21 protein-coding genes are annotated in these 22,056 nt (G+C 37.5%); 7 read left to right on the top strand and 14 right to left on the bottom strand.

The genetic code is table 11. The features are described 5' to 3' along the window. The first annotated feature begins 56 nt into the window (after positions 1-56). On the top strand, positions 57-1,310 hold the full coding sequence (locus YWA_RS0104380) for an NAD(P)/FAD-dependent oxidoreductase (RefSeq protein ID WP_022827283.1): 1,254 nt from the start codon (positions 57-59) through the stop codon (positions 1,308-1,310). 34 nt (positions 1,311-1,344) lie between these two features. Here the strand turns inward: YWA_RS0104380 and YWA_RS15845 are convergent, their stop codons facing one another. The 7 genes from YWA_RS15845 to YWA_RS0104345 form a co-directional block, all read right to left on the bottom strand. Beyond that, on the bottom strand, positions 1,345-1,476 hold the full coding sequence (locus YWA_RS15845) for a hypothetical protein (protein ID WP_262493605.1): 132 nt from the start codon (positions 1,474-1,476) through the stop codon (positions 1,345-1,347). 184 nt (positions 1,477-1,660) lie between these two features. Continuing rightward, positions 1,661-2,467, bottom strand: a complete 807-nt coding sequence (locus YWA_RS0104375) for an SRPBCC family protein (RefSeq protein WP_022827282.1) — start codon at positions 2,465-2,467, stop codon at positions 1,661-1,663. 230 nt (positions 2,468-2,697) lie between these two features. After that, on the bottom strand, positions 2,698-3,159 hold the full coding sequence (lysM, locus tag YWA_RS0104370) for a peptidoglycan-binding protein LysM (RefSeq protein ID WP_022827281.1): 462 nt from the start codon (positions 3,157-3,159) through the stop codon (positions 2,698-2,700). A 369-nt stretch (positions 3,160-3,528) separates the two neighbouring features. Beyond that, complete coding sequence (locus tag YWA_RS15300) at positions 3,529-4,491, bottom strand: MlaD family protein (protein WP_022827280.1); 963 nt, start codon at positions 4,489-4,491, stop codon at positions 3,529-3,531. A 39-nt stretch (positions 4,492-4,530) separates the two neighbouring features. Next, positions 4,531-5,265 carry an ABC transporter ATP-binding protein gene (locus tag YWA_RS0104360; protein ID WP_022827279.1) on the bottom strand — a complete coding sequence of 245 codons (735 nt, stop codon included), beginning with the start codon at positions 5,263-5,265 and terminating at the stop codon, positions 4,531-4,533. Next, positions 5,265-6,026 (bottom strand): MlaE family ABC transporter permease, encoded by a 762-nt coding sequence (locus YWA_RS0104355; protein WP_022827278.1) that lies wholly within the window; start codon positions 6,024-6,026, stop codon positions 5,265-5,267. The genes YWA_RS0104360 and YWA_RS0104355 overlap by 1 nt, the downstream gene beginning before the upstream one ends. A 224-nt stretch (positions 6,027-6,250) precedes the next feature. Continuing rightward, a complete protein-coding gene (locus tag YWA_RS0104345) occupies positions 6,251-7,327 on the bottom strand; it encodes an AI-2E family transporter (protein WP_022827276.1) in 1,077 nt (358 codons plus the stop codon). A gap of 411 nt (positions 7,328-7,738) precedes the next feature. On the opposite strand from YWA_RS0104345, the gene YWA_RS0104340 reads away from it, so the two are divergent. After that, positions 7,739-8,623, top strand: a complete 885-nt coding sequence (locus YWA_RS0104340) for a L,D-transpeptidase (protein ID WP_022827275.1) — start codon at positions 7,739-7,741, stop codon at positions 8,621-8,623. Positions 8,624-9,024: 401 nt separating this feature from the next. Here YWA_RS0104340 and YWA_RS15630 read toward each other — a convergent pair whose 3' ends face one another. Then, complete coding sequence (locus YWA_RS15630) at positions 9,025-9,201, bottom strand: hypothetical protein (RefSeq protein WP_022827274.1); 177 nt, start codon at positions 9,199-9,201, stop codon at positions 9,025-9,027. Between the two features lie 145 nt (positions 9,202-9,346). Here YWA_RS15630 and YWA_RS0104330 point away from each other — a divergent pair, with 145 nt between their 5' ends. Further along, on the top strand, positions 9,347-9,916 hold the full coding sequence (locus YWA_RS0104330; protein ID WP_022827273.1) for a hypothetical protein: 570 nt from the start codon (positions 9,347-9,349) through the stop codon (positions 9,914-9,916). 2 nt (positions 9,917-9,918) lie between these two features. On the opposite strand, the gene mnmE is transcribed toward YWA_RS0104330, so the two are convergent. Beyond that, entirely contained in the window at positions 9,919-11,319 is a 1,401-nt protein-coding gene (gene mnmE / locus YWA_RS0104325) for a tRNA uridine-5-carboxymethylaminomethyl(34) synthesis GTPase MnmE (protein ID WP_022827272.1), read from the bottom strand. A 331-nt stretch (positions 11,320-11,650) separates the two neighbouring features. Between mnmE and YWA_RS0104315 the strand changes: the two genes are divergently transcribed. The 3 genes from YWA_RS0104315 to YWA_RS0104300 all read left to right on the top strand — a co-directional run bounded on the left by YWA_RS0104315 (position 11,651) and on the right by YWA_RS0104300 (position 16,059). Then, on the top strand, positions 11,651-12,490 hold the full coding sequence (locus YWA_RS0104315; RefSeq protein WP_022827271.1) for a universal stress protein: 840 nt from the start codon (positions 11,651-11,653) through the stop codon (positions 12,488-12,490). A gap of 58 nt (positions 12,491-12,548) precedes the next feature. Further along, positions 12,549-14,315 (top strand): MutS-related protein, encoded by a 1,767-nt coding sequence (locus YWA_RS0104310; protein WP_022827270.1) that lies wholly within the window; start codon positions 12,549-12,551, stop codon positions 14,313-14,315. Positions 14,316-14,688: 373 nt separating this feature from the next. After that, positions 14,689-16,059 carry an NAD-dependent succinate-semialdehyde dehydrogenase gene (locus YWA_RS0104300; protein ID WP_022827268.1) on the top strand — a complete coding sequence of 457 codons (1,371 nt, stop codon included), beginning with the start codon at positions 14,689-14,691 and terminating at the stop codon, positions 16,057-16,059. Between the two features lie 87 nt (positions 16,060-16,146). On the opposite strand, the gene dnaN is transcribed toward YWA_RS0104300, so the two are convergent. The 5 genes from dnaN to YWA_RS0104275 form a co-directional block, all read right to left on the bottom strand. Continuing rightward, a complete protein-coding gene (gene dnaN / locus YWA_RS0104295; protein WP_026718572.1) occupies positions 16,147-17,265 on the bottom strand; it encodes a DNA polymerase III subunit beta in 1,119 nt (372 codons plus the stop codon). Between the two features lie 100 nt (positions 17,266-17,365). Then, a complete protein-coding gene (gene gldG, locus YWA_RS0104290; protein ID WP_022827266.1) occupies positions 17,366-19,030 on the bottom strand; it encodes a gliding motility-associated ABC transporter substrate-binding protein GldG in 1,665 nt (554 codons plus the stop codon). Further along, positions 19,030-19,755, bottom strand: coding sequence for a gliding motility-associated ABC transporter permease subunit GldF (gldF, locus tag YWA_RS0104285; RefSeq protein ID WP_022827265.1), 726 nt, complete (start codon positions 19,753-19,755; stop codon positions 19,030-19,032). Before gldF ends, gldG begins: the two co-directional genes overlap by 1 nt. 51 nt (positions 19,756-19,806) lie before the next feature. Further along, on the bottom strand, positions 19,807-20,103 hold the full coding sequence (locus tag YWA_RS0104280; protein ID WP_022827264.1) for a putative quinol monooxygenase: 297 nt from the start codon (positions 20,101-20,103) through the stop codon (positions 19,807-19,809). 12 nt (positions 20,104-20,115) lie between these two features. After that, on the bottom strand, positions 20,116-20,964 hold the full coding sequence (locus YWA_RS0104275) for an SAM hydrolase/SAM-dependent halogenase family protein (RefSeq protein ID WP_022827263.1): 849 nt from the start codon (positions 20,962-20,964) through the stop codon (positions 20,116-20,118). 104 nt (positions 20,965-21,068) lie between these two features. Here YWA_RS0104275 and YWA_RS0104270 point away from each other — a divergent pair, with 104 nt between their 5' ends. Beyond that, a complete protein-coding gene (locus YWA_RS0104270) occupies positions 21,069-22,019 on the top strand; it encodes a PhoH family protein (protein ID WP_022827262.1) in 951 nt (316 codons plus the stop codon). Positions 22,020-22,056 lie beyond the last annotated feature (37 nt).

The raw sequence follows: 22,056 nt of genomic DNA, 5'->3' as shown, positions 1-22,056 counted from the left end.
TTTAAAGTGCCAGATCTGCTGATGATACTTATATTTGTGAAAGCAAAAAAACAACCATGCAAAAAGAAGCCTATAAAATACACATCATTGGTGCCGGAATAAGCGGATTGATTGCCGCAAAGGTGCTTGAAGACAACGGTTACCGTCCTACAATAATCGAAGCTACAGAACGCGTTGGAGGTCGCGTGAAAACGGATGTAGTCAATGGATACCAACTCGATCACGGATTCCAAGTTTTGTTAACTGCTTATCCCGCTGCTCAAAAGTATTTGAATTTTGAACAATTGGAATTGCAATCCTTTTTATCCGGTGCCGCAGTATTCATAAAAGGCAAACAGAAAATCATAGGCGATCCCTTTCGTGATTTTTCGCTTTTAGTACCCACTTTATTTTCAGGAATTGGATCTATTGGAGACAAAATCAAAGTTTTGAAATTAGACATGCTTTTAAAGAAGACGTCAATTGAAAGCATCTTTCAAAAACCCGAACAATCTACGGTTGCGTATCTGAAAGAATTTGGCTTTTCAAACGAGATGATCCATACTTTTTTCAAACCATTTTTCAGCGGTATATTCTTAGAATCCGAATTGGAAACATCCAGCAGAATGTTTGAATTTGTGTATAAAATGTTTGGTGAAGGTGTCGCGGCATTGCCAAGAGCAGGTATTGAAGCCATCCCAAAACAATTGAAATCAAATTTGAGTACGACCGAATTCTTGTTCAACACAAAAGTAGAAAAGGTGGAAGGCGATCAGCTTATTCTTGAAAACGGTACTGCCTTGCATAGTGATTATACCATAATTGCAACGGAGGCAAGCCAACTCGTAAAAAACTTGCAAAATCAGGAAGTACAATGGAAATCCTGCGACACCCTATATTTTGAAATAACTGATCGCGTAATTGAAAAACCACTTATTGGGTTAATACCTGATGCAACAGCATTGGTAAACAACATCTTTTTTCACACCGCATTAGAAACAAAAACGACCGGCAAAAGAGAATTGCTTTCGGTGACCGTGGTAAAAAAACATGATTTGACGCCAGAAGCATTACAACAACAGGTTGCAAAAGAACTGCAACAGTATTGCGGAATAAAAGAAGTTTCTTTTTTAAAACAATATACGATTGCAAAAGCACTTCCTAAATTGGACGATTTGCAATACGAACTGAGCCCTTCGGAAACGAGATTAAATTTCAATATCTTTTTAGCTGGTGATCTCTTATTAAATGGCTCGTTAAATGCAGCAATCATTGCAGGAGAACGTGCGGCATTAGGTCTTATTGAAGCGATAGAAGGAGACAAATACTAAATAAGTAATCAAGTTTTATCTTTATAAATTGGATTTATTCTTCTAAAGATGTTTTGGATGTATCCTCTTTTTTTGGTTTGCTTTTCTGAATTTCTAATTTGTAAAACAACCAACCAAAGCCGGCAACGAGATGGAGCAATATGACGCCAAAAATGAGGTAATTCATAACGGTGGTATTTAGTAATTAATACTTTATTTAGCAGGCGCTCTTTTACGCAAACAATCTAAAATAAGTAGGTTAAAGTTATAAAATTTATTTATTATAAGAGACACTAAATGTAGAAAACACAAACACCTGAACGCAACTATTAGTCCGTTCAGGTGTTTGTGTTTGTATGGTCAGGTACAACCTAATTTACGCTTGTGCCACTTTCAAGAAATACTTTTAAACTTTCAATATCCTTTTTTACCATCTTCTCAAAATAGGGATTTAGAAATTTAGCAGCACTTTCGCCCGCGACTCCAAAAGGAGCATGATACGAAATCGTAACATCCAGTTCAGTTCCGCCGTTGTTGCTTTCTTTGAAAACCACTTTTCCGGCATTGTCAACAGTAGAGTAGGGAAGTGAGTGCCAACTCAGTATTCGGTTTTTTTCATCCATCAAGATTTCAGCGTCCCAACTTACCGTCCCAATTCCTGCTGGACCTTTAGCGACCCAATGGGAATGCGTAGTGTCTTTTTCAGTAACCGACTCCAAATGGTTCATAAACGCAGGTAAGTTTTCAAGCTTTCGCCAAAAGGCATACACTTCATGAACTGGTTTATCAATACGGATACTCGTGCGAATGTTGACATTCGTACTTTTCATCGATCCTGCATTTTCTACGGCGTCATAAACAGGGCAATAGCCGCTAATTCCTCGCGCAAGCATCGTTGTTCCGGCAATGCTTTGGGCAACGTTCTTTTTAGAACCCGTTAAACCTCGGTACAAAAGATAGCCTCCAGCGGCAACCATCAGCATTCGTTCAATCCTTCCGACATTGACGTGTATTCCTGAACCCGTTTTTGTTTTTAATGGAGTAGTAGGTTGGGAGAGTCTTTCTGCTTCTGCAACAGTATTACTGCTTGAATATCTGTTGGGATCTGTTCCACTAGTATCCTTACTTGATATCGCCTCTTTTTGATTATCGTTTTGAAATCCACTTAAAAGATCCATAGCTGTGTATTTTTTTAAAGTTGAAATTTATTTTTTAATTCTTAACCTCAAATCTAATGCATAACTATTTCATTATTATTACAGTATACGTTTATTTTATTGTAAAATTTCCTATTTCGACTTCGGTTTAATGCAATTAAATAAAATACGAGCGGTGAAGGTTACTTTTAAAATTTCGTAAAAAAAAGAGCTACAAATGCAGCTCTTTTATATTTAAATTGGTATTGAATTTACAATTCAGGAATTCGCAATACCTGACCTGGATAAATTTTATTGACGTCTGTCAGCATCGGTTTATTTGCTTCGAATATCGTGTTGTATTTCATGGCGTCACCATAATAGGTTTTGCTGATTTTTGAAAGTGTATCACCACTCACTACGGTATGCATTTTTGAAGCAGGAGTGGGTACGGAAACCGTCATTTTGTTGTCAACGGTGTCTACACCTTCCACATTTCCTACTGCAAGTGTAATGCGTTCCGAGTCAGCCTGATTGGCTACTTTTCCTTCAAGTACCACATCATCGCCGCGAAGGGTAATGGTTAAGATTTCATACTTCAACCCTAATTTCTTAACATACTCCATCAATTCACTTGATTTGAGTTGGTGTTTTTCTGCTTCAGGAGTCGTGGTGTCGTTTTTCTTTGAAAAAATGGAAGTTCCAACGGTTTTAATAAATGAAAATAAGCCCATAGTTTTATTTGATTTTATTGTTAGTAAATAGCTTTTACGAAGTTACTTCACAACATCTTTTAAATAATTACAGTATCACGCCGTTTTGTTGCGATATTTCAATAAACCGCTCAATAGTAGTATTTTTCGCCTGATCACAAGAAGTTTCTTTAGTATGCAATCTTTTCCATGATTCAATAGTCGACGAACTTGTAGAAGCATACATTATAAAAGAAGCAGGTGTAAATTAAAAATCAATTCCCTAAAAAGCATCCTTTAATTAGCAGCTTTAGGTTTTAACCATTCCCATAATTTAACACTCCGTCACAGTTATTTTCAAAAAAGACATTCTTAAAACAACGCAAATTTTCACATTCAAAAAATCTTTTATTACTTTTCACTACTCTTTTTTAGCGCTTCTTTTTCTTTCTTTGCTTTTGCTTTCTCCTGCTTTCTGAAATAGCCTCTCAACAAAAAGTTATGTTTTGCAGCTTCTTCCAGTTCATTGAGTTTTTCTGTACCCGTTTGTATATTGATTAAAGTGGAATCAAGTGAATTAGCAAGCCGTTCGCTGGTCAATAATTTAGAAACAATGCCGTTTTCATTATTGAGTTTAGCAGTAAAGACATTGACATCAGAGGCACTTTTTTCAAAACCGGAAAGCGTATTTTTAATGCTGTTGGCGTAAAAAGGATCGTTCATCAATTTTGACAACGTACTGTTTTTGTCGTTTAACGTTTTGCTAAAAGAAACCAATTCATTTGAACTGGTCTCAATATTGGCCATGGTAACATCAATGCGTTCGGCAAATGCTTCGTCTGTTAACACCTTAGACAACGCCCCTTTTCCATTGTTGATTTTGACACTAAATTCCGAAAGTTCTTTTGTTATAACCGCAGCATTATCAATACTTTTTTTTAGTCCCGACATTAAGTCTTGGAGTTCGACAGCTTCTACAGTTGCAATGGTAGCTTGATCACTTACTATTGTATGGGACACTACACCAGGTGAAATCGTAACCACTTTATCGCCCATGAGTCCGTCCGATCCAATACTTGCCATCGCGTCGGTCTTGATGTATTTTTGCACCTCGGTTTTTATGACCATATTGACTACTACAATCGAGTCGGTGATGAATTCAATTCGACTTACCGTGCCAATCTGAATACCGGACAACAGTACATTATTGCCTACTTTTAACCCACTGACATTTTTAAATTTTGCATTGAGGTGAAAGTTAGAACCAAAAAGGTTTTGGCTTTTGCCAATAAAATAAAGAGTCACAAAAAAGAGCGCCAATCCGATTACGACGAACATTCCCAATTTCCATGTATGTTTTGATTTTTTTTCCATGACCTTTTTATCGTATTACTACTTTGTTATTGTGAATGATTATATGAAGAACGAGCGTACCCATTCGTCCGAACTTTTTTCCAATTCATCATACGTTCCTGCGGCATTGATCACGCCGTCTTTTAGAATCATGATTCGGTTTCCCGTACTTTTGGCGCAGGCCATATCATGCGTGATGATAATTGAGGTTGTTTTGTATTTTTTCTGTACGGCTAAAATTAAATCACTAATTTCTCGCGAGGTTATCGTATCCAATCCCGCAGTTGGTTCGTCGTACAGTATGATTTCTGGTTTGATAATAAGTGTTCGTGCAACAGCGGTTCTTTTCACCATTCCGCCTGACAATTCAGAAGGCATTTTGTCAATAGATTCCGCTAAACCAACATTTTCAAGTACTTCCAAAATACGCGTTTGCACTTCCTCATTTGATAGTTTTGGAGAATGGTGTTTGAGTGTGAACGACAAATTATCGCGGACAGACATGGAGTCGTACAAAGCACCTCCTTGAAACAAGAAACCAATGCGCAACCGAATTTCATTCAGCTCTTGGTAACTCAATTGTGCTACATCGGTCCCAAATACCTTCATTTCGCCTTCGTCTGTTGGTATTAAACCTACCAAACATTTTATAGTAACCGATTTTCCTGAACCTGAACGGCCCAGTATCACTAAGTTTTCGCCTTCGTTTACAGAAAAATTTACGCCTTTTAAAACTTCGTTTGTTCCGAAGGATTTGCGCAAATTAGTAACGGCTATTAGTGGAGTTGCTGTCATTAGGAGAAAAATAAATCAGTTATTTGAACCGCCAGCATATCAATGATAAAAATAGAAAGTGATGCCGTTACCACTGCTGAATTTGCGGCATGACCTACACTTGCTGTACCGCCGGAAGCGTTGAAACCTTTATAACAACCAATCAATCCAATAAAAAAACCAAAGAAAAAGGTCTTGATTGTAGCCGGTAAAATATCTAAAAACTCCAGGTGCTCAATTACGTTAGTGAAGTAGCTGTACATACTTGCGTTTCCATGCACATTGTAGCCAATATAGCCTCCAAGAATACCAATAAAATCAGCGTAGAAAACCAAAATAGGCACCATAATGGTCGTTGCCAAAACACGTGTGACTACCAAATACTTATACGGGTTGATTGCCGAAACCTCCATAGCGTCAATTTGCGATGTCACTTTCATGGAACCCAATTCCGCTCCAATGCCCGAAGCGATTTTTCCTGCACAAATTAAAGCCGTGATTACCGGTGCAATTTCGCGAATAAGAGAGAGGGAAACCATACTGGGCAACCAAGATTCAGCACCAAATTTAGACATGGTAGGTCTGGACTGAATCGTGAGCACCAAGCCCATAATAAATCCAGTTATGGTTACCAATGGCAATGATTTGTAGCCGATCACGTAACATTGACGCAAAAACTCATTCAGCTGAAAGGGCCACTTAAAAACTTCTTTGAAAAACCGCGCCGTAAAAAGCGAAAGTTTGCCAGCGTCGTCAAAACTATTTTTTATTTTGTCAAGCATCGATTTATTTTTAAGCGTAGTACGTTACTGGATTTTCAAAATCCACCTAATGCGATGCAGTTTAGTACAACGAATGTACACCTTATTAAATGGAATTGTATGCAATTAGCAGAATACCTTTTATCTATTTTTAAAGTTGCAATCGTTTTTAAAATTGGTATGGTGAAACTAAATATGATATAAGTACTTTGCCTGATAACGAAGTGTAAAACTCTTTACTACTGTCATTTGCCTTGGTAGCCTTCTGCACGATTTAAGAGCAAGTTCACGGGCTTCCACTGCGGAATATAATCAGAAACTATTTTCAATATTGCGAGTAAAGGAGTAATCAAAATCATTCCGGCAATTCCCCAAATAATAGTACCTATAACGATGCCCACTAAAGTTGCCCAGGTACTTAAGTTGAGTTGAGCACCCACTACTTTTGGATAAATGACATTCGCTTCTAAATACTGTACGAGCGTGAAAATAACGATCACACCAATGGGATACCACATGGAATCTTTAGTCAAGTAAGCAATTGAAACGGGAATGGCAGCGCTTATAAAGATTCCGATGTAGGGAATAATAGTCATTAGAGCGGCAATTAATCCATAAACAATTGCGTTTTCAATACCCAGAAGCAGTAATCCAATGGAATTTAAAACGCCTACAATGCAGTACACGTAAAAGGTTCCTTTTGCAAATTTGAAATACGATAAGATGCTTTCATTTACAATTCGATGTAATTTTTTGTGGTGTTCTTTGCTTACAATACTTTCTAAAAACCGAACAAAGGTGCCCCGGTGGTATAAAAATAATGCTGAAAAAATGGGAGTTAAAAGCAACAAGACTAAGGTAGAAATGGTAGCGCTGAAAATACTGGTCACAATTTTTCCAACACTGCTTTCTGCATTTTCTGTAAATTTATTAAAGAACACCGTTTGATCAGAAATGCCAATTCCGAATGCCTCTTCCAACCAAAACATCGCCTGTTCAGAAGTGCCAGATAAACGCTCGGTGAGCAACGGCAGTTTGTCTAGAAATATGTGGACTTGCACATTTAGCAACCAAATAATAGCAACCATTAATGCAGTGACAAAAAGTAAAATAATGCTAATTGCTACCGTACGGGAAAGTCCCTTTGTCTCCATCTTCTTGCAAGCCGGATACATTATCATCGCAATGAGTAATCCGAAGAGCAACGGTGTAAAAAATACTTTTCCGTAATATAAAACCAGACTGCCAAAAAAGACAAGTAAAATCCATTGCAAAGGTTTTGAAAGAAAATCAACGGTTGGTAACGGATTATTTAGCGTCATAATTGGTTTTTTTAATTAATAGCGGTCGCCTAATTTTAAAAAGCGGTGCCCTTTCAAAGGTAGTGACATCTGCATCTAATTGGTCCACTATTATTTTATAACGCTACGCAACGAAATAAGAAAATTAGTAGAAGGGTAATTTGTCCATATTTGCTTCTAAAACATGGATTGTCTTTTTTCTAGGTTTTCTATATATTGTATTTATGTCGCATATACGGAAGTTGTAAAGCTATTCTGTATGGCATTTTATAACTTTTAGTTGCAATACTGTAAACGAGTTTAAAAATGATTTTCTAGTAGCGTTTTTTTCTTAAAAGAGACGTTAATTAGTTGGCTAAACTTGATTTGCAATCCTATTTTTACCCTAATTGATCTTCAGTTGATCTAAAACTTACATTTTAAAATACAATTATGAAAAATACAGCAGTAGCATTTGGCCTTATTTTACTGGTAACATTGGGATCGTGCAAGGAAAAAGTAGGAGAGGGAGTAGAGCACGTCGAAAAAGAAAATACAAAAATTATTTTGCCGACACGAACAGCACCCAAAGACCCTTCTTTTACGATGGTGTTGACCAAAGAGTGGCTTGCTTCGAATAAGGAGGACGAACAAAAAATGAATTTAGTCTTGGCTGCAAATCGCACCGACGCTACCCATATTTCAACCATGGATTCAATTATTGTTCCCAAAGATTTTTCCGGCGACATCGCTTACTACTTGCCCTTTCCTCTTGAAGTCCAAGGATTACAGAAAGTCAATAAAATTATATTTTTCTCTTACGCAACCCAAACTTTTGCAACGTATGAAAAAGGTGCTTTGACACATACAGGGCCTACTAATATGGGAAGTAAAAAACACAAGACACCGACGGGCTTGTTTTTTAGCAATTGGAAAGCAGAAGAAACAATTAGTACTTTTGACGACGAATGGGAATTGAAGTGGAATTTTAATGTCGAAAATTTAGAAGGAATTGGATGGCATGAATATTCATTACCAGGTTATCCCGCTTCACACTCTTGCATGCGGTTGCAAGAGAAAGATGCAAAAGTATTGTACGAATGGGCCGATCAGTGGGTTCTGGCCGACGCTGAAACTGTAAAGGTAAAAGGAACGCCAACCGTAATATTTGGTACTTACGATTTTGAGGCGAAGAAACCTTGGTTGAAGTTGGTTCAAGATCCAAAGGCGTTAACAATAACTTCTGCGGAATTAGAAACAGTAGTAGCTCCTTTTCTATCTGAAATTTATACCGCTCAGGACAATAGAAAAGCGCAAAAAGAAGTTGCTGTAAAGTAATATTGTTCCAGAACGCATTTTAAGCCTTTCAATGGAAAGGCTTTTTTTGTATCCTTAATTTTTAGTAGGCCAATTGCTTTTATAAATCTACGGGCTGTAGCTTTATAAGTAGCGCTATTTTAATATATGAGTTGCTTTTAAAGTGTTTTATTTAAATTTGAAATTAGGGTTGATTTGCAATAAATAAAAAGGCGTAGATCCATCTGCAGAACAGTGGTTCAAAAGAAAACTAAAAGAATACGCTCTTCAAGGTTTTAAATAAAAACAAGTACGCATTTTGTAATGCAGCAGACCTGCCTCTAAATGGTGGCTCATGGAAATGCTACAAAAATAAAGCCCTCGAAAAGAAGTTGCATCTTCCGAGGGCAATTGATTTTTGAAACACTATTTTCCAAATCCTGTTATACCGCACTTCCCGGGCTACTTGGTGCCGGTCCTCCTGCAGGATCTACATCGCCCCAGTCGCTGCTTTGTTCCGTTTCTTCATCAGACTGTTCTTTGTCTTTACGGTCGTCGTCCATTGCATTACTGAAATAAATAGCGTTTTCTAAGTTGTGTAATTCGTTGAAATTATCCATGGTTTATTGGTTTTTAAACGAGTCGGTTTCCTCGTTGGTTAGCGTTATAAATATAGTAAAATAGTGAGGTGTTTTTTTATATAATTTTAGGAAAAGTTTTCGAAAGTGAACTACCTTGTCAAGGTGAATATTTAAAAACATAAAAATGATTCTAGTCGTACTTTTATTGGCCGTCCTACTCACTTCAATCGTGTGGTATTTTATCTATACACATAGGATTAAGAATTTAGAAGACCAAAAGGCAGCCTTAGAAAATGAGTTGCATAATCTGAACGTGCACATTGAATACAAAATCAATCAGGAAGCCCTCGAAAAAACGCAACATTTAAAGGACCAAATCACCTCTTTGAAAGAGGAAAGCCTGAAAGCTGAAAAAGAAAGTTATTTCAGTGGAAGAAACGAAGCCATTGAAGAATTCAGAAACGATTTTAAGATCCAAATTCAACCGTACAAACGCACGTTCAAACAGAAAAGGGACGGTATTTTAGCCATTGGCGAAGTTGAAAAGATAGAAATAGGGTACCAATATCAGTTGTTTATCAAAGGATCGCCGTCTTTAAGTCCTGCAATTATCATTTTAGAAACCTACGACCTCAAACATTTCAAGTTAAATGAGGAAGCCATTCAAGATTTAGTAAATGCAACCATCGGAGCTAAACTGCAAACCGCTGGCAAAGTGATTGAGATTGTGAGTAAAGTGATCAGTAGGAAGTAAGGTTATTTTCCAATACAAAAATTAGCAAATATATTCCCCAACAACTCATCGTTCGTAACCTGACCCGTAATTGTACCAAACTCAAACAAAGCATCCTTAATATCAAGCGACATCAAATCAGCAGATAAATCCGACTGCAAGCCCCACTGCACTTTTTGAATCGCTTCTAAGGCTTTGATTAACGAATCGTAATGGCGTGAATTCGTCACGATCGTTTCATTATTGCGCAAAGCACCCGTATTTACAAATGAAAGCAACGTGTTCTTTAATTCGTCGATTCCTGTTTTCTCCTTAGCCGAAATCGTTTCTAGTTTCACGTCTAAGGTTTCAAGTTGATCGCGTAAATGAGCAACATCTTCAGCAGAAAGCAAGTCCACTTTATTTATAATGACAACCAGAGGTTTTAGCGGAAACTTGTTCTTAACCTTTTCGATTTCAGTAACGTACTCCAAACCTGAAACTTTAAACTTTAAACCATCAAACAAAAACAAAACAACCTGTGCCTGTTCAATTTTCTCAAACGTCTTTTTAATCCCAATGCTTTCCACCACATCCGTAGTTTCGCGAATTCCGGCGGTGTCAATGAATCTGAAACTCATGCCGCCAATGATTAATTCGTCTTCAATAGTATCTCTAGTCGTACCTGCAATTTCAGAAACAATCGCACGTTCTTCATTCAACAACGCATTCAGTAAGGTTGATTTCCCTACGTTTGGTTCGCCCACAATCGCTACGGGAATACCATTTTTGATGACATTTCCCACCGCAAACGAGTCAATTAAGCGTTTCAAAACAAACTCAATTCGCGTAACCAAGTCGTTAAATTGCGTCCGATCGGCAAATTCGACATCTTCTTCGGCAAAGTCTAGTTCGAGTTCAATAAGCGAAGCAAAGTTTAATAATTCTTCTCTTAATTTGGCAATTTCATTACTAAAGCCACCCCGCATTTGCTGCATCGCAATTTGGTGACTCGCTTCATTATCAGACGAAATCAAATCAGCAACTGCTTCCGCTTGTGATAAATCTAGTTTTCCGTTCAAGAAAGCACGCAACGTAAACTCACCCGCTTGTGCCATTCGAGCTCCTTTTCGCAATAATAATTGGATAATCTGTTGCTGGATAAAGGTCGAACCGTGGCATGAAATCTCAATTGTGTTTTCACCGGAATACGAATTTGGCCCCTTAAAAAGCGTCACTAAAACCTGATCTAAAGTCTTCTGACCGTCCATAATATGCCCCAAGTGTACGGTATGTGTGTTTTGCTTGCCCAAGTCTTTTCCTGAAACCGACTGAAAAACCGAAGCGCCAATAGCAATCGCGTCCACTCCCGAAATTCGTATTACAGCAATCGCTCCAGCACCAGAAGGCGTTGCCAAAGCCACAATCGTATCTTGATAAATCATATTGTTTTAATTTGTCGCAAAAGTACGCATTTTCAAACAAGGAATAAAACAGGATTTTTAATAGGAAGCCGACGTCAAAAAGAGTTTGGATCACGGCTTTAGGGCATTTTTTGATCCGTATTCCCGCCATCCTTCCGCATCTGCCCAAAAAAGGGCAGGATGCTCCTTCCTGTCGGGGATATTTAAACCAACTGTTCGCTTCTTTTAATCCATTTTCGCATTGCATCATTCAAACTTTTCATTAACTTTATAACTAAAATTTCAAATTTCAAATTTCAAATTTCAAATTCCAAATTCCAAAATCTAAAGTCCGTAAACCAAAAATAATCCTATGAAAAAAATACTCTTTCCCACCGACTTTTCTGAAAAAGCAAACAACGCATTTGTTTACGCACTGAAATGGGCTGAAAAGTTTGACGCCGAAATTATTACGCTGCACGTGTACGAATTGCCGATCCTTGACATGAGTTATGTAGACGTGCCTATTTATCAAGCGGAGGTGTACCAAAGCTTAGAACTCAATTCCTTTCAGAATTTTAAAGATCAGATTCCTGTTTTGCGAGAAATTGCAAGCCGACATAAGCTGGAACACATTCAAATAAGCAATGTGCTCCTGAGTGGTGATTTGGTTTCCAATATTTTACAATTGGTAGAATCAGAACACATTCACTTTGTGATCATGGGAACTTCTCGTGTCAGTGGTTTTAAAGAAATGTTTTTAGGCACCAATACCGCCAGTGTCATGACGGGTAGTGACGCCTGCATCATCGGAATTCCCGACGATTCTACGTTCCGACCGATACATAAAATTTGTTATACCACACAATTTTCGGATGAAGAGCAAGACGCACTGCGAAAACTGATTCCTATTGCTAAAAAATTCAATGCTGCAATCGAATGCATATTTGTACAAACCAGTGATAACGAAGTAAAAGAGGTTGTAGTTGCGAATTGGAAATTATTATTTGAAAACGAAGACATTAAATTCAACACTATCAAAAGCGATAATGTCGAAGATTCAATTTTGGATTTCATAGCAGCAAACAACGTTGACTTATTGGCTGTAGCCAAACACAAACGCGGCTTTTGGGACAGTCTTTTCCATGCAAGTTTGACTAAAAAATTGGCCATGCACATCCACATTCCACTTTTAGTATTACACGACCACTGATTTTCTAGTATTTCGCAATAGGTTCGCTTATATTTGTCGGACTTACACCAGCGATAAAATGTACAAAGGATTACAGCACGAATACAGCAGCACACTCAAGTCAATAAATAGAAAGTACAACACGATTAGCCTGTTCAGGTTAGTCGTCGCTGTACTTTTTTTGGTGAATGCGTATTTGGCAATTGACAATTATCAAAATTACCACTTCTATATTGGTTTTTTATTAATTGCCGTATTCATAGCCGTAATGCGGTTTCACAAAGCCGTGGATACCAAAAGAAGGCTGATGCAGCACTTGGTCCAAATCAACACAACAGAATTAGAATACGTATCGGACAGCAAACTTCCCTTTGAACACGGAGCGGAATACATTGATTTTAAACACGAATATGCGTACGATTTAGATATTTTTGGTGCGGAATCATTGTTCCAACACCTCAATCGAACTGCGACGTTTATGGGAAAAAAAACCTTGGCTAATCAGTTGCTTTCACAGCAATCACAAGAACAAATTCGGGCGAATCAAGAAGCCATTGAGGAACTTGCTGCTGATTTGACGTGGCGTCAAGATTTTGAAGCACATGCAAAACTAAGCAGTGATTCAGAGCAACTCGTTCAAAAACTAAAAACGTGGAGTACTGCTCCAAGTGCTCCAATAGGAAAATACATGCAACTTCTCACGTATTGCACACCTTTACTTTTTGTGGCAGCGATAACGACCTATTTTATCACAAAAGAATACGTTTTTCTTTCCATCAGCAGTTTTATATTTGTGTTCAACTTAGGTTTGCTCGGCAACTTTTTCAAAAGAATCATGCTTGAAAACGCCAATTCTGAGGCAATTGATAAAGCCTTACTGCATTACAGTTCTTTGCTTAGTAAAATTGAAAAGAGCACGTTCAAGGCACCTCATTTACTCCAATTGCAACAACAATTACTACTGGATAATCAGAGAACTTCTGTTAAAATCAAGAAGCTTTCCGAGTTGTTTGCCCGATTAGACAGCATCGGGAATTTAGTTACCACGCCCGTACTCAATGGTATCGGACTTTTTCACGTACATACTTTAAAAGCGTTGATTGATTGGAAAAAGAAAAACGGAAGCCAACTCATGACCGCACTTGAAATTATGGGAGAAGTGGAAATGCTGAACAGCTTCGCTAATTTTGCTTACAACAATCCCGAATATGTTTTCCCAAAATTAAACGACTCCTATCAAATTCAATTCACCGATTTGAGTCATCCGTTACTGAATAAAAAGAGTAGAGTAGGGAACGACGTCGATTTTTCTAAAGAAAATTTCATTATTCTTACGGGTTCCAATATGTCGGGGAAAAGTACCTTTTTGCGAAGTTTAGGAATCAACATGGTATTGGCGGGTACTGGAGCTCCGGTTTGTGCTGCTGAAGCGAACGTACATCCGTTGAACGTATTGGTTTCCATGCGACTTTCAGATTCCTTGTCGGACAGTACTTCCTATTTCTTTGCAGAAATAAAACGTTTAAAACAAATCATGGACCGTTTGCAAAACGAACGTTCGTTTGTTTTGTTAGATGAAATTTTACGAGGCACAAACTCGGACGACAAACGAAATGGAACTATCGAAGTCATTAAGAAAATGATTAACAAGCATGCCATTGGAGCAATTGCCACGCATGATACGGAAGTGTGTTTGACCACCAATGCATTTCCAACGCAATTGGCAAACAAGTCCTTTGAAGTCGCCATCGTCGATAACGAATTGTATTTTGATTACAAATTACGCGATGGTATTTGCCAAAATAAAAGTGCTACCTTCATTATGAAAAAGTGGGGCGTGATTTAAGCGTATTTCATCACCACAGCTAATTTTCACACAGATTGCACGAATTAGCACAGATTCATTGTGTAAAATCGTTAATGCATCTGCTTCGCTAGCCCTAATTGAACGGGCGAAATAATTCCGTATCGTTTTAATTTACATTGATTTTTGACGATTTTATAGTATATCTGTTGATCGTCCATCTTCCATCTTCTTTCTTCCTTCTTCCATCTTTCCATCTTTCCATCTTTCCATCTTTCCATCTTTCCATCTTTCAATCCTTCAATCCTTCAATCTTTCCATCTCCTCTACACAACTGTTAAACTTGAATTAAGCGCTCGTATTTTTCCTCTACTAATTTGTAATTTAGAGGTGCAAATGAAAAATAAAAAGCAAAATGAGTATTCAAACAACCAATCCGTACACCAATAAAGTAGTCAAAACATTCGATCCTTTAACTGAAGATCAATTGGAACAGAAAATTGCAAACGCCCACAAATCCTATGCTTCTTGGAAAACTACTCCAATCGCAGAAAGAGCAAAGTACCTTCACAAAGTTTCAGAATTGATGTTGGAACGCAAACACGAACTCGCAAAAATCATCACACTCGAAATGGGTAAATTAATTGCCCAAAGTGTCGGAGAAATTGAAATGTGCGCTTCGGTTTACAACTATTATGCAGCTCATTCTGCGGAATTCCTAAAAGACAAAGAAATAAAAGACGACGGCGGAAAAGCCTTTATTCGCTACACGCCAAAAGGAGTTGTTTTAGGTGTTGAACCTTGGAATTACCCTTTCAATCAAGTAGGCCGTTTTACCGCTCCGAATTTAATGGCAGGAAATACAGTAGTAGTGAAGCACGCATCGAATGTGCCACAGTGTGCCCAAATGATTGAAGATTTGTTTCATGAAGCAGGGTTGCCGAAAGGTGTTTTTACCAACTTATTTCTACCAAGTAATCGCATTGCCCAACTTGCCGCAGACGACAGAATTGTAGCCATGGCACTTACGGGAAGTGAAAAAGCCGGTGCAAGTCTCGCAGAAAATGCGGGTAAAAACTTAAAGAAATCAGTCCTAGAATTAGGAGGAAGCGATCCTTTTATTGTTTTAGAAGATGCAAATATGGACTTGGTCATGAAAGAAATCATGATCGGTCGGTTTGGAAATATGGGACAAGCCTGTACTTCATCCAAACGAATTATCATCCACGATTCCTTAGCTGAAGATTTTACCGAAAGGTTGAAAAGCGAATTGGCTACACTTAAAGTGGGCGATCCTATGGAGGCTTCCACTTCTTTAGGTCCAATGATAAGTCAAGAAGCAGCAGATAATATTGCAAAGCAAGTGGCAGATACGGTAAAAGCGGGTGCTAAGATTGTTGCAGGTGGAAAGAAAATGGATCGGGAAGGAGCGTTTTACGAACCAACCATTTTGACTGATGTGAAATCAGGAATGAGAGCGTACCACGAAGAATTATTTGGACCTGTCGCAGTAATTTACAAAGTGAAGAATCAGGAAGAAGCCATTGAGTTGGCCAATGATTCTACCTTTGGTTTAGGAGGCTCTGTTTTCAGCGAAGATATTGATAGAGCGATTGAAGTCGCTAGTTTAATTGATACGGGAATGGTTTTCATTAATGAACATTCGGCTTCAAAACCTGATTTGCCTTTTGGAGGAACCAAACGTTCGGGTTACGGAACGGAATTATCTCCTTCAGCAGTTACCGAATTTGTGAATGAAAAATTAATTCGGATCAAAACGAGATAAGAATTTAATAGTATTCAATACGCATAAAAAAAACCGTTTCATTATTAAATGAAACGGTTTTTCTATATGACAATAATAAGTTGTTTCTTAATTGTTCAACATAACAGGCATAACCAACATTGTTACCGTTTCTCCGTCTTCTAATCCGTCAACTGGCGTTAGAATACCGGCACGATTGGGCAACGACATTTCAAGCATGATTTCGTCTGATTGTAAGTTGGTCAACATTTCTGTTAAGAAACGAGAGTTGAAACCAATTTGCATGTCATCACCTTGGTAATCACAGGTCAATCGTTCTTCTGCTTTGTTTGAATAATCGATGTCTTCTGCAGAAATATTCAATTCAGTTCCTGCAATTTTCAATCGGATTTGGTGCGTTGTTTTGTTAGAGAAAATCGCCACACGTTTTACAGAACTCAAGAATTGTTGTCTATCAATCAATAATTTGTTTGGATTTTCTTTTGGAATTACCGCTTCGTAGTTGGGATATTTACCATCAATCAAACGACACATCAACACATAGTTATCAAAAGAAAATGTTGCGTTCGAATCGTTGTATTCAATCTTGATTTCAGCATCTGAAGTAGAAAGAATATTCTTTAAGATGGTCAATGGTTTTTTAGGCATAATAAAATCAGCCACTTGAGAAGCTTTTACATCTGTTCGTGCATATTTTACTAATTTATGAGCGTCTGTTGCTACGAAAATCAATCCTTCTGGTGAAAACTGGAAGAACACTCCTGACATTACAGGACGTAAATCATCGTTTCCTGCAGCGAAAATCGTTTTGCTAACGGCTGTTGCCAAAACATCAGCGGGAACTAAAGTTACCGATGGATCTTCTAATTGTACGGATTTAGGAAATTCCTCTCCTGGAGCGTACGCCAAAGCATATTTACCTGAGTTGGAACTGATTTCGATCGTACTGTTTTCTTCTACTGTAAAAGTCAAAGGTTGTTCTGGAAAGGTTTTTAAGATTTCCAATAATAATTTAGCAGGTACGGCAACACTTCCTGTACTTGTTGAATCAATATCAATCGTAGACGACATGGTTGTTTCCAAATCAGATGCGGAAACAGTCAAAACGGTAGTGTTTAATTCAAACAAAAAGTTATCTAAAATGGGTAAAGTATTGTTACTGTTGATAACGCTACCCAAAACTTGCAGCTGTTTTAATAAGTACGAACTCGATACGATGAACTTCATTTTCATTTATTTTTATGTCTTGACCTCATTTAAGTCGAAGATTTTATATTGCACAAATATATCTTAATTGATTTAATTAAAATAGTAATTTTTTAAAATTTTAATGGTATTTCCTTTTTCGAATATACGTAAAAGCAAAACCAAAAACAACAAGCAAAACAAGTGGAATTCCTACCGTAATGACTTGCGAAATCGTATATTGTTCTCTTACTTTTTGCTCGTCCAGCAACGGCAATTCAATATTCTTGCTTCGAATGTTGATCAATCCGTCGTCGTCTAATAAATAATTGATACTGTTGATCAAGAAATCTTTGTTTCCATAGACTTGTTGGGTCCATTGATCGTATCCATTTTGAACTGGTTTTTTATTGATGTAGGTATAATTCACAATATCACCATCAGCAATCACAATCATTTTCGTGTCAACACCTTGGTCTTTATTGTCCGCGATTTTAAACGGCTTCACACGGTTGTTAAAAGCAGACGTAAATTTACCTTCTAATAAAGTTCCTATAATTTGATTGCCTTCCTTGTACTGACTTTCGTCCAAATGATCCATAAACTGATTCAAACCTACTAAAAGTGGCGCTCCAACCGCTTTAGATTGAGGTGAACTTTTCAATAAAACTGTTTTTTTAATACCGTTTTTCAAGGTGTCCATTTGATTGGCAAATTCGAGTTTGACCAAATTGATGTTTTTATTAATCGGATGATTCTCTTCAGAACGCACTATAGGCGAATACAACCAATCAATTGGGAAATCTTCACCCGTTGGCGATTGAGCAGTCACAGGCGTCGAAAGTAAATCTTGAATCAAACGCGGATTAATTCGAACGCCGTATTTAAAAAACAGGTCGTCTAAATTCAAATCACGTGGATAAGCTAAAGCTTGACGGTCTTGATTGTGCAAACTGTCTAAATCAATGGCCACTTGATCCATCAACCACATCGTTTTACCACCTTGCATTACATACTGGTCTAAAATATATTTCTCCTCGTCTGAAAAGGCCTGAGTAGGTTTCACAATTAAAGCCATGTCAAAACGTTTCAAATTGGCTAACGTTTTAGGTAAATCATTGGTTAAGGAATCCATATTAAATTCACCCAAGGCGTAATACTCTTTTGCATTCAGCAATAAATCCGACATGTATTTGTCCGAAATTTCGCCGTTGCCTTTTAGGATTGCAATTCTCTTTTTCTTTTGCGAAATCAATTTTGTAATCGCATCGGTAAAAGCGTATTCCAACAACTGAACCGATTTATTGATGTTTTCCTCAGGTCGGTTGCCGTAATTGTTTACTAAAAGCGGTACACGAACAGATTTTTCGCCCACATTTGCGATGGCCCACGGGAAAATTTGAATCAGCTCTTTCTTGCCTTTTATATTTTGATTGATATTAGTAGGAGTGAAGCCCAATCCGATCAAATCACTAGCAAATTGTTCGGCATTTGATGCATCGCCGTTTGGATTATTGAATTTGAAAATGATATTGCTGTTGTACGCTTTGTATTCTTCTAGCAATTGATAGGTTTCACTTTGCAAACGCTTGAATTCAACAGGAAAATCGCCATCGAGAAAAACGTCAATGTTGATGGGTTCTTTCACTTGTTTCAACGTGTTCAAAGTCGTTTCCGATAAGGTATATCTTTTGTCAGATGTCAAATCAAAACGTTTGAAAAATTGCGAGCTCACCACGTTTACCACGATTAAAATCACGATAATTAAAGCTATATTTTTGCGGTTGTTTTTAGTATAAGTTGTCATTAGGATTTCAGTGCTTTTAATTTGTAAACCGTTAATGCTAAAAATAAAACCGTGATGCTTATGAAATAAAGGATGTCTCTCGTGTCTAAAACGCCTCTTGCCATACTTTTAAAATGAGCGTCCATTCCCAATCCAGAAACGGTAGGTTGGAATGTTCCAAAATAACTTGCAATTCCTTCAAATCCAAAGTAGAAGATGAAGCACAGAAACACAGCTACTATAAATGCTACGATTTGGTTATCTGAAAGTGTAGAAGTAAAAATTCCAATAGAAGCGTAGGCGGCAATTAAGAAAAACAATCCAAAATAGGAGCCAAGTGTACTTCCTAAATCGATATTTCCTTCCGGTAATCCAAGTCCGTAAATAACCCAAACGTACAATAAAGTGGGTAGTATAGCAATGGCAATTAAAAGCAACGCTGCAAAAAACTTTCCGTTCACAATAGCCGAAATGGAGAGCGGTTTGGTTAACAAAAGTTCTAACGTTCCTTGTTTCTTTTCATCCGAAAAACTCCGCATTGTTACGGCAGGAATCAAGAAAATCAGAATCCATGGAGCCAAAGTAAAAAACGGACTCAAATCTGCGAAACCACTATTCAGAATGTTAAAATCACCGTCAAAAACCCAAAGAAATAATCCATTGAGAATCAAAAAAATGGCGATGACTAAATAACCTATTGGTGAACCAAAAAAAGAGTTAATCTCTCGTAGTAATATGGCTTTCATTTAATTAAAGGTTTAAAAGATTTAAGGTTTAAAAATGTATCGAATCAAACTTTAAACTAATGAAACGAGTTTGTCCACACTCCACGCTTGCGGTTTATCGTTGAATAATTTTTTTGTAAAGGACCACACGCCTTTAAACAATTCCGAATGGCGGTAATTTTCTAAGTCGGCTTCGGTTTCCCAATAACTGTAGGTAAAAAACAAATCCGGATTGTCCTTATCTTGGTACAATTCTAATAAACGGTTTCCGGGAGCATTTCGTATTTTATCTTTATTTTCTTCAAAATTTTCCAAGAAAGCAGGAATGTGTTCTTGGTGAAAAGATAATTTGACAATACGTACAAACATATATTTTATATTTTATTTAAAAATGATTTCGACTGTGTCTCGGTAAGTTAAACCAAATAAACTGGATGCACTTCCTAAAGACCGCGGATTACTTCTGTAAATTCCCAACTCCAAATAATTGGCTTCGTTAAAAATGGCGACACGAATTCCGTCGTACGTACTGCTTGAATAGTCGTCGTTGTTGACTATTTCTGAATACTTAGGATAAATGGTTTTAATAGGATTTTTCTTCTTCTTGAGATTTGATTTTGCATTAAAAAAGATTTCATACGGGCGTTCTTGACCCATTTCCAAGAACATTTTCTTAGTGATATTGGTCACCACGTTTCCAAAATGGTCGATGTAAATTACACAACCTTTAATGATCGTATTATTTTCGACACTTGGTTGCAATTGTGTAATTTCCTTTAAAGCAACTATTTCTTTACCAATGACATTCAGTAAACCGCCTTTTGATAAATGCGTAGCAACAGTAATTAAAACGTCCATATCAGTCGCTTCCAAGTGCAAACGATCGTGAATATTAATGGCATAAATCTTTTCAGGTATGATCTTCTGCGTCAGAATACTCAAAATTCCATTATCTGCAGCAATAAAGTAATGTCCGTTCCACTGCAAAGCGATGTGTTGGTTTTCACTATTCATTTCGGCGTCAACACCAATCAAGTGAACGGTTCCTTTTGGAAAACTGGCGTAAGCCGATTCAATGAGGTAACTTGCTTGAGCCACATTAAACGGATCTACCTCGTGAGAGATGTCAATGACAGTAGCATTTGGCAATTGCGATGCGATTTTCCCTTTCAAAGCACCTACAAAGTGGTCCTTCAATCCATAATCGGTCGTTAAGGTAATAATTGACATAAAATTGTTTAATATTATAAAAAATGTAACTCAAAAAATGCTAAATTTGAGAAACGCAAAGCTAATAATTATCAGCGACTATTTTTAATTAAATACTATCCCATTTGAACGAAAGAACTATTGAACTTGTAGATATTGCCCCAAAAGATTTTTGGGGTGCTCAAGACATCCATCTGGAAACCATTAAAAAATACTACCCAAAGCTAAAAATTGTCGCTCGTGGTACTACTTTGAAAGCCTTTGGAGAAAAAGAAGTGTTGGACGAATTTGAAAACCGCTTCAACCGCTTGTTGGTTCACTTTTCACGCTACAACCGAATTGACAACAACGTGATTGAACGTGTCATTGAGGGAGAACACCACCAAACCGAACGAATGTCTGATATGGACAAAATTTTGGTTCACGGTGTGGCGGGTAAAATCATCAAAGCGATGACGCCAAATCAGCAAATTCTTGTCGACACCGTTACTAAGAATGACATGGTTTTTGCCGTAGGTCCTGCTGGAACTGGTAAAACTTATACAGGAGTTGCAATGGCTGTTAAAGCGCTGAAAGAAAAGCAAGTAAAGAGAATCATCTTAACGCGTCCTGCAGTTGAAGCTGGGGAAAACTTGGGTTTTCTTCCTGGTGACATGAAAGAGAAACTTGATCCGTACATGCAACCTTTATACGATGCTTTGCGTGATATGTTACCCAACGAAAAACTCGAAGATTATATGTTAAAAGGCATTATTCAAATTGCTCCATTAGCATTTATGAGAGGAAGAACGCTTGATCATGCATTTGTAATTTTAGACGAAGCACAAAACACCACCCATTCTCAAATGAAAATGTTTTTGACCCGTATGGGTAAAAGTGCGAAGTTCATGATTACGGGTGATCCCGGACAAGTGGATTTACCAAGACGAACAATCTCTGGGTTGAAAGAAGCGTTGCTGGTTTTGAAAGATGTGGAAGGAATTGGAATTGTATATTTAGATGATAAAGATATCGTACGCCACCGATTGGTCAAAAAAGTGATTGACGCATACAAGCAAATTGAAAATATCGAATAATATTTCACAATAATTAAAAAGACACTTTACAAAGGTG

Source organism: Flavobacterium antarcticum DSM 19726, assembly GCF_000419685.1.
Lineage (GTDB): Bacteria > Bacteroidota > Bacteroidia > Flavobacteriales > Flavobacteriaceae > Flavobacterium > Flavobacterium antarcticum.
This window is presented reverse-complemented; position numbering and strand designations above follow the sequence as displayed.